Here is a 9,287-nt window from a genome sequence, read left to right as displayed (position 1 = left end):
GAACGGTGATTGCTAAACGTAATTATGGTAAGGATATAGATAAAAGCAGTATGGATAGGTGCCTTTATCGCTATCGTCATTTAGTCGAGAATGCCTTTGCTAGAATCAAGCAATATCGTTCAATATCAACTAGATACGATAAGTTAGAAAGGAATTATGCCAGTATGGTATCACTGGCATTTATGTTAATGTGGCTGCCAATGTATTGTTGAGTAATTTATGTACAGCAAAGATCAACAGCCCCTAATAGAAATATTAAAAATAACTTTTATAAACTAAAAAATAAAAATATATTTAATGACATAAGGTATATTTAAAATGAGAAAAATCTTCGCAACAATAATCTTTACATTGTCAATATTAATCTTGCCAACTTCAAGTTTTGCAATCACACAACAAAACACCTCTGAACCTAACTACCTATTATGGTTTATTTCGACCGTTGTACTACTTATAATTGCAGCCTATGGGATTTATAAAAGTAACAAGCGCGAAATTACAGTTTTTGCTAACTATACTGATGTCGGATTTGTGATAGCGTCAGTGCTATTACCTGTTGTATTTTTTGTCATTATGCATTGATTAAATGTATCACCAAACATAACGCTATACGTCTGTATTGCAGCATTTGCTATATTCTTAGTTGCTATCGCCAAAGCAACGTTTTTATATAATAACAATATTCAAGATTTTATATTGGCTTTCTATACAAAGATGTTTATTCCTTTTATCGCAATAACTTGTATTATTATCGCTTTAATAATTTCTATGGCTTTAAAAAGAGAAAAATATGAAAGAAGAACCAAACATTCGCAAAGAGTAACTGGCACGGCATTAGCGGGATTTACATCAGCTTTTTTAATCATAACCTTAGTATTACATAATGATAAATTTGTATCTATTTCAGATTATTTATCGGGAAAAAATGAAGTGTAGGAATTCATCAAGTTGTTTACAGTAACTTGAAAAACTACTACTGTAAACAACGCTAATAAATCCTATAATTATAGTAATTATTTACGTTTATAAATTTTTGTTAAACGATATGTTCTTTTACGACGATTAGAATAATGTTCATCTTTAATTAAATCATATTGATATAGTAAAATATCACAGCCTATTCCATACATAAAGCTATGTACAATGTCATAACTTTGTTTTCTCTCGTCATCGTGATAAAAGAATTTATGATTAATATAACGTATTTTTTTTATTGGTCCGCTTCCATCTTCTTGAATATCTATAGAAAAACTAATAGAAGCAAAAGCACCTTTGTTTCGATAAATAGCAAAAAATTTTATTTGAGAAAATAAAAATTCTTTTTTTCCCAATTTAGATGATATAAATGTTATCTTTTCATTATCATAAAATATTTCCAAATGTTCATCTAAAAAATTTTCTGCTACAGCTTGATACATTATATCAATCAATGCTGCAAATAAAAAAGGTAAGAACAAAGGAAAAAGAGACTGAGAGAAACTATTTGTATAACTACACAAACAAGTAAAAAAAATTGCTTGTACTACAATCATTGACCAATAGATTAGGAAAAAAGCGAAATATTTTTGATAATTTACTGAATAAAATTGATAATAACGATCCATTGGTTACTTTTGCCCATTTTATTAATTTAAAAGTCTTAACTAATCATAAAAAAGAATTAAATTGTAACTATCTGGTTATTAGTACAAAAATGATGTGAAAAATTATGTTGCAACATGAAGATAAAAACCACATAAAAAAGTACATAATTTAGAATAATGGACTCGTAATGAGTCCAATTTTTTACTTAAATGCAAGCATATCCATTTTACATTAAGCCCCAAATAGCCCTCTGTAATAAACCAATAATCAGTTATAATAAAATTATTATATAAATGATTACATTATACAACTTACATTTATCATAATTTATAATTAAACTAAAAATAAGAACCAGTACGAATTTATGCTTTTTAATGGTTCTTTGTTAGACTAATGAATTTACTTATTACGTTGAAAGATAAAAAAAGAAAAACCACCATGACTAATAAAGACAATTTTACCAACCACACTCCAATGATGCAGCAGTATTTAAAACTTAAAGCTGAAAACCCTGATATTTTATTGTTTTATCGTATGGGTGATTTTTATGAGATGTTTTATGATGATGCCAAGCGTGCCTCTCAACTTTTAGATATTTCGCTCACAAAGCGTGGTTCGTCAAATGGTGAACCTATTCCTATGGCGGGGGTACCTTATCATGCGGTTGAAAGTTATTTAGCAAAGTTAATCGCACTAGGGGAATCTGTTGCTATTTGTGAACAGATTGGCGATCCAGCTACTAGTAAAGGACCAGTAGAACGAAAAATTGTCCGTATTGTAACTCCTGGTACGGTAAGTGATGAGCTATTATTAGAAGATCGCAAAGACAATTTACTGGCATCAATTTGGCAATATAAAAATTATTACGGCTATGCCACGCTCGATATCGGTTCAGGACGATTTTATATTTTTGAATGTGACAATTTCGAGGAAATGCAAGCCGAATTACAACGTACAAGCCCTGTCGAATTACTATATCCAGAAGATTTTCAATCCATGCCATTAATTGAAAATAACTCTGGATTGCGCCGTCGCCCACAATGGGACTTTGATCTTGAAACAGCAAAACAACAGCTTAATCTACAATTTGGTACTAATGATTTAATTGGATTTGGTGTGGAAGACTGTAATTATGCACTTTGTGCAGCTGGCTGTTTGTTACAATATGTTAAAGATACCCAACGCACAGCTATACCTCATATACGTTCAATTATCAAACAGTCGGCTTATGATTTTGTCGTGTTAGATGCCGCAACACGTCGTAATCTAGAAATCACCGAAAACCTATCTGGTGGAACTAAAAATACTGTAGCTGAAATACTTGATAAAACTCAAACACCAATGGGTAGCCGTATGCTTAAACGTTGGTTGCATTCACCAATTCGTAATTTGACTATATTACAAAATCGACAACAAGCTATTGGCGAATTACAAAATTATATTGATGAAGTTAATCCATTATTAAAACAAATTGGTGATTTGGAACGTATTTTGGCAAGACTTGCATTACATACGGCTAGACCTCGTGATTTTGCTCGTTTACGTGATGCTTATAATTTATTACCACAATTACAAACACTATTAAGTGGTCTTACTTCACCTGCGTTAATTAGCTTGCGTAAAAAAATAAATCAATTTGACCATATAGCCGAAATATTAAATCAGTCTATTGTCGAAACACCGCCGGTAATTATTCGTGATGGTGGGGTTATTGCTACTGGATATAATGCAGAACTAGACGAACTACGAAGTTTAGCGGATGGTGCAACCAATTATTTAGAACAGTTAGAAATCCGAGAACGTGAAACACTTGGCATTGATACATTAAAAGTTGGATTTAATGCTGTACATGGCTACTATATCCAAATCAGCCGTGGGCAAAGTCATTTGGCACCAATTCATTATACTCGTCGTCAAACACTGAAAAATGTTGAGCGATATATCATCCCCGAACTAAAAGAGTACGAAGATAAAGTGCTAACTTCTAAAGGACGAGCATTAGCACTCGAAAAGCAACTTTACGAACAGCTATTTGATCTCTTAATGCCAGATCTAGCCACTATGCAAATCAGTGCTGAAGCCATTGCCGAACTTGATGTGCTTACCAACCTAGCGGAACGAGCACTAACCCTTAACTATCAAAAACCAACACTATCAACCGACTCAGGAGTAGAAATTAAAGATGGCCGACATGTGGTGATTGAGCAAGTTTTACAAACACCATTTATTGCAAACTCGCTCTCATTATTACCAAGTAGACGTATGTTAATTATTACGGGTCCAAACATGGGCGGTAAAAGTACTTATATGCGTCAAACTGCTTTAATTGTATTACTGTCTTATATTGGTAGCTTTGTCCCTGCATCAAAAGCAGTAATTGGACCTGTTGATCGCATTTTTACACGTATTGGTGCTTCTGATGATTTGGCATCTGGACGCTCTACTTTTATGGTCGAAATGACCGAAACGGCTAACATTATGCACAATGCAACTCAACAAAGTTTAGTATTAATGGATGAAATTGGTCGAGGAACTTCAACATATGATGGACTTTCATTAGCTTGGGCTTGTGCCGAAAATTTAGCGAATGAAATCAAATCAATGACGCTTTTTGCCACTCATTACTTTGAATTAACCCAATTACCCGAACATATGCAAGGTGTTTATAATATCCACTTTGATGCCATTGAACACGATAATACCGTTGCTTTTATCCACGAAGTATCTGAAGGCGCAGCGAGTAAAAGTTTTGGTATTGCAGTTGCTGGACTTGCTGGTGTGCCTAAGGCAGTATTAAAGCGAGCTAAACAAAAATTGAAAGAGCTCGAGATTATTTCAAAACAAACGGCTAACAGTGGAGTTGCTCAATCTCAACTTTCTTTTATCAACGAACCTGAACCTTCGGAAATTGAAGAAGCGTTAAAACAGATTGATCCTGATGCTTTAACACCAAAACAAGCATTAGAAATTTTATATCAATTAAAAAAGTTAGTGTGATTTAAATAATCACTAATTGTTTTATTGCGATATTATTCTAAAAAAACCGCTAGATGTGATTTCTAGCGGTTGGTTTTAATTATTAATAGCATCTAAAATTTAAAAAATTAAGCCCAATTTTTCTTCTTAGATGTTTTACCTATGCCCGGATTAAGACTGTTTGTAGGATCAAGCTCTTGATAGAATTTTTTCAAATCCTCATTGGCATGATACAAATGCCCCACATTGTGCTCGGCTGGATATTGCGCACCACGCTGATCAAGCAATGCTAAAATCTCTTCCTTAACTTTATCACAATCCACCCCTTTTTTAGCTATATAATCTTGATGAAATACATAACAGAAAAAATGCCCATAATACATTTTATAAATAAAGTTCTGATCAATATTATCTGGTAACGTCTCAAACCAATCGGTATCATTGCGTCGTAGTGCGATATCTAATGCAACAATGTTTTCCACTGTTTTGCTATGTACATTACGATAAGCCGTTGCAGCACCCGCAGCTGCAAAACGGTGTAACATTGCGGCTTCGGCTTCTTTTTCGTTACATAAAAAATAATTACCATTTTTATTTTGAAAATAGTCTTTTAAAAAAGCCTCGGCTTCAGCAATCCCATCATCTGCCATTTTTAAAATAAGGTGATGTTCATAACGATCACGATAATCACGCATTGATTTTGGTAAATGATTTGGCAAAAATTTGCAAGCAAAGATAGAAAACCGATCCGAAAAATTCTTTGGAAAAAATGGAATTTTAGCGGTAACACGATCAACAAAGTTCTTAAACACAAACATGCGTGGCATCATATCTGTACCTAGCTTTTTAATGGCTAAAAAGGTCGGTTTCCCATAAACCGCGGCAATATCAAACGCCACACGGTGTATATATTCGCCCGACACTGGCAACGTTTTAAATTGGCCTAAAATATGGCGACGAATACCATTTAATTCATTAATATCATTTGTACCAATATAAAATACGGCTGATTTTTTCTCTAACGGAAATGTATCAAGACGCACTGCAAATACCATTAATCTACCAGCACTACCTGATGCTTCATAATGACGAGCAGGATCAGCATTAAATCTAGCAGGCGTATCGGCATCTACTTCACGAACATGATCACAATAATGATGATCATGACCTAAGCCTGCATCACGCTTAATGTCTTTATCACTATAAGCATGATTTTGCAGATTTTGCAAAATCGTTTCTGATTCATCACCCAATTCTATACCTAAATGATTAACTAAACGCAATTGCCCTTGCGCATCTAATTGAGCAAACACCGCCATTTGAGTATAAGCAGGACCACGCTGAATAAGCGCCCCACCTGAATTATTACATACCCCACCCATCACAGAAGCGCCAATGCAAGATGAACCTATAACCGAATGTGGACCTCGATGATATTTTTTTAATTCCTTTTCTAGACGAAAAAGTGTACTACCCGGTAAGCAGACAACTTGTTCACCATTTTCTATCACTTTGATACCATCCAAACGACGAGTGCTAACAATAACAACAGGACGATCATAGTCATTACCATCAGGCGTTGAACCACCAGTCAATCCAGTATTTGCGGATTGTGTGATAACAATCACATCCGCTTCAACACACGCCTTTAACACCTGCCACTGTTCAACTAACGTTCCCGGTAAAACAACTGCCAATGCATCACCTTCACCAAAGCGAATACCTTGACGATAAGGTAATGTGCGTGCTGGGTTGGTTAAAGTGTTTTTAGTACCAACAATTTCTTGTAACTTTTTAATAAGTATAGCTGATTCGTTGCTATTCATAGGGATTTTCCTTTGCGATAAAAATGGCGCTGATTATTTTATAATCAACACATCTTAATCGAATAATCACCAATTTACTATGCAATTTTTAGTCAACAACGATTCTGTTGGTTTTTAATTTTATTATAATAAACAACAAGATATAAGTAACAACCATTTATTTGTGAATAAAAACAACAATGATAGATTTATACTATTAATTATTAAGGTCACATAGTAGTAAATAGCAAAATTTAGAATTTTTATAAAATAAAAACAATAATATTTTACCTAATTACTTTTTATTTGTGCTTTTTATTCGTGCCTTTCTTTCTACTTGATTAAAAAAAGTCCACGCCACAAACCTACTCACTTTTTGCCCTTGCGCCATGGGAATAATACGGCTTTCAACAACAGCAACTTGTTTTAATTTTTTATTAATAATAGATAAAGTCTCTTTTTTTGAAACTAATGAAGTAAACCACAGACATTGAGTTTTATATTGAGTACTTTCATTAATCATATTACTAATAAAAGCACTTTCACCACCTTCACACCAAAGCTCGGCATGTTGTCCACCAAAATTAAGCACAGTTTTTTGAGTGGAATTTGCTAACTTACCTAACTTCTTCAATTTGGTTTGCGTACTTGCCAACGCATCTTCTGCTGAAGCATGAAAAGGCGGATTGCACAGCGTTAAAGCATAAAATTCATTGGGCTTAATAATATGCTTAAAAATCGATCCACTGTCTTTTTGTAATCGACACTGCAAAGTGTTTTTTAATAACGTATTGGCTTGTGTAATAAGCAAAGCAACTTTGATCGCAACTGGATTAATATCACTCCCTACAAATGACCAACCATATTCGGCACAACCAATAATAGGGTAAATCACATTAGCCCCAACGCCGATATCTAAAACCCGAATTTGTTTACCTGTTGGAATGCTATTTAGGTTGTCTTGAGCTAATAAATCAGCCAAATAGTGAATATAATCAGCTCGACCAGGAATGGGCGGACATAAAAAACCGTCTGGGATATCCCAATAATTCATTTGATAATCATTCAATAACAAGGCCTTATTTAACAGTTTAACAGCCATAGGATCGGCAAAATCGATCGATAAATTGCCATAGGAATTCTGATTTACATATCGAGACAGCTCAGGCAGTATTTTAATGAGCTTTGCAAAATCATAGCCATTCCGGTGTTTGTTTCTGCAATGTAATTGAAGCTTTTTTAATGGCGTTTGCACGATTGTCCTATTTTATCCAAAATCAAATAACCGCTATTATAACGACTTAACAGCAATATGCGAAAACCGAACAAATCAATTAATCAAAATGACTACGGTGGAGTGTTATTTTTTACTCTAAAAAAGCTCTAATATAGAGTTGATTTTATGTGATTTTTTACTTTTAGCAAATAAAAACAATGCCAAAATATAATTGGTTATATTGTCTGTCTTATTCCGACATCGTGGAGCCGTAAGTCACATTCGGTAGCCAAAGCGTGGGATTGCAAAGGGAATTCGCTTTAATTCCCTTTGCTCGGACGTGGGCACTGTAGCTATTTTATTCACCAAAGCTAAAATGGGCCACAGCTTTAAACCGCTGAGCTCGCAGGGTTTGCCTGCTCAAAGCCCCTACTTACGCTGGGGCTTTATTCCTTATTATATTGTCCTCTCAGGCACCATAACCATCCCCGCTCCCTAAGGATTAAGAACTAAACGCTAAGAACTAAGGGGTGGTGCAAGCAGCGTAATATCGGAATCTGTAGTCTCTGATGGTTCCGTCTTGCGCATGGACATTTAAGTACAAGCCATCGGTCTTAACATCGCTTGTTCGGTAGAAGTCGCCTACAAAGCCCGCATCAGCGTAGTTGTCCATGCGACCCCACTCCGTGAAAAATCCTGCCCCTATGCGACGCTGGTAGACATTATTACCAGACGACGGCGTGGCGCCTACTGCGCCTTGACAATCGCTTCCTGAATTCCATCCAGAACAAGTCGCATTGGTTAAATCCCTTGCTTGTGACAAACGATAACCCAAACTATTACACCATGTGATGAGATTAGGAGAGTGATCATATTTATACCCTCGATTGACGAACCACTTCCTCAGCACAAAACCATATTTCACGACAACATTACCATTACTATCCTTACCAACCAACTCAAACGTCTGTGGCAAAGATGGACGTGTTAGTGGACTTGGATTACTTGAGTTTATTTGAACACTATCTGCTTTAGGACCATGCAATGTTACCCGTGTTATATTCTTAGATTTATCTATAATCCAGTGATCATGTTGTATGACGAGTCCATCCCATGGGTCTAGGTGTGAATCTGTACGCGGCCTTGTCCATCTCACCGTTGCCCCTAGACTACCACTTGTATTAACTGTCCAACGCAAGTGACTTGCGTCAATACCCCCTATATCCAAATCAAAATACAATCCATCTGCTCCTGTTGTTGGAAAATTTTGTCCGTAAGATGATGGATTTGTTGACTGAACTAAAAAGCCTCTCTTTTGACTCCATATATTAACTGGACCCACTATGTACTCGTAACCGAGGCCTTTATTTAACCCACCCAACAACAAATTCGGTCTAGCCGAACAAATAACCGGTTTTGACGGCAAAGTGATATAATAATCCACTGAGCCTCCATTAAACGTATTCCTATCTGGTACACCATACTGCGTAACTAAAGTTCCGTTTGTACTACTTAAGGTTATCTTATAAGGCGCACGGCAAAGAGTTAATGCATCACCACGATTAACTATATTGCCTTCATAATCCTCAATTTTTAAGGATACACTTCCTGATGCAGTAACTGCATTTATTCCCTGCCCATCTCCATCATCATCCTTCCAGTTCCCTTGGTTAATTAAATCATTTAAATTGATTGCTCTTGCTCCC

Annotated in this window: 8 protein-coding genes; 4 read left to right on the top strand and 4 right to left on the bottom strand. The window is 35.4% G+C overall.

What is annotated here, in order from left to right; all coding sequences use genetic code 11:
* From A9G31_RS11390 to A9G31_RS04205, 3 genes are all read left to right on the top strand, one after another.
* Positions 1-212: transposase (locus tag A9G31_RS11390; protein WP_141671378.1), on the top strand; the 212-nt coding region annotated here is incomplete at its 5' end.
* Positions 213-318: 106 nt separating this feature from the next.
* Positions 319-582, top strand: a complete 264-nt coding sequence (locus tag A9G31_RS04210; protein WP_065560586.1) for a hypothetical protein — start codon at positions 319-321, stop codon at positions 580-582.
* Positions 583-714: 132 nt separating this feature from the next.
* Positions 715-936 (top strand): hypothetical protein, encoded by a 222-nt coding sequence (locus A9G31_RS04205; protein ID WP_065560585.1) that lies wholly within the window; start codon positions 715-717, stop codon positions 934-936.
* Positions 937-1,013: 77 nt separating this feature from the next.
* Here A9G31_RS04205 and A9G31_RS04200 read toward each other — a convergent pair whose 3' ends face one another.
* Positions 1,014-1,604 carry a hypothetical protein gene (locus A9G31_RS04200; protein ID WP_065560584.1) on the bottom strand — a complete coding sequence of 197 codons (591 nt, stop codon included), beginning with the start codon at positions 1,602-1,604 and terminating at the stop codon, positions 1,014-1,016.
* A 418-nt stretch (positions 1,605-2,022) separates the two neighbouring features.
* Between A9G31_RS04200 and mutS the strand changes: the two genes are divergently transcribed.
* Positions 2,023-4,581: a DNA mismatch repair protein MutS gene (gene mutS / locus A9G31_RS04195; protein ID WP_065560587.1), complete on the top strand. Its 2,559-nt coding sequence runs from the start codon at positions 2,023-2,025 to the stop codon at positions 4,579-4,581.
* A gap of 107 nt (positions 4,582-4,688) precedes the next feature.
* Here mutS and dld read toward each other — a convergent pair whose 3' ends face one another.
* The 3 genes from dld to A9G31_RS11760 form a co-directional block, all read right to left on the bottom strand.
* Complete coding sequence (gene dld, locus A9G31_RS04190; RefSeq protein ID WP_065560583.1) at positions 4,689-6,386, bottom strand: D-lactate dehydrogenase; 1,698 nt, start codon at positions 6,384-6,386, stop codon at positions 4,689-4,691.
* Positions 6,387-6,660: 274 nt separating this feature from the next.
* A complete protein-coding gene (rlmF, locus tag A9G31_RS04185; protein ID WP_065560582.1) occupies positions 6,661-7,623 on the bottom strand; it encodes a 23S rRNA (adenine(1618)-N(6))-methyltransferase RlmF in 963 nt (320 codons plus the stop codon).
* 481 nt (positions 7,624-8,104) lie between these two features.
* A partial coding sequence (locus tag A9G31_RS11760) for a hypothetical protein (RefSeq protein WP_176700352.1) occupies positions 8,105-9,287 on the bottom strand: 1,183 nt, incomplete at its 5' end.

The sequence above is a fragment of the Gilliamella sp. Gris1-4 genome (assembly GCF_001690335.1).
Lineage (GTDB): Bacteria > Pseudomonadota > Gammaproteobacteria > Enterobacterales > Orbaceae > Gilliamella > Gilliamella apicola_P.
Note: the sequence above shows the minus strand (reverse complement) of the source record. Positions and strands in the feature narration are given on the sequence as shown.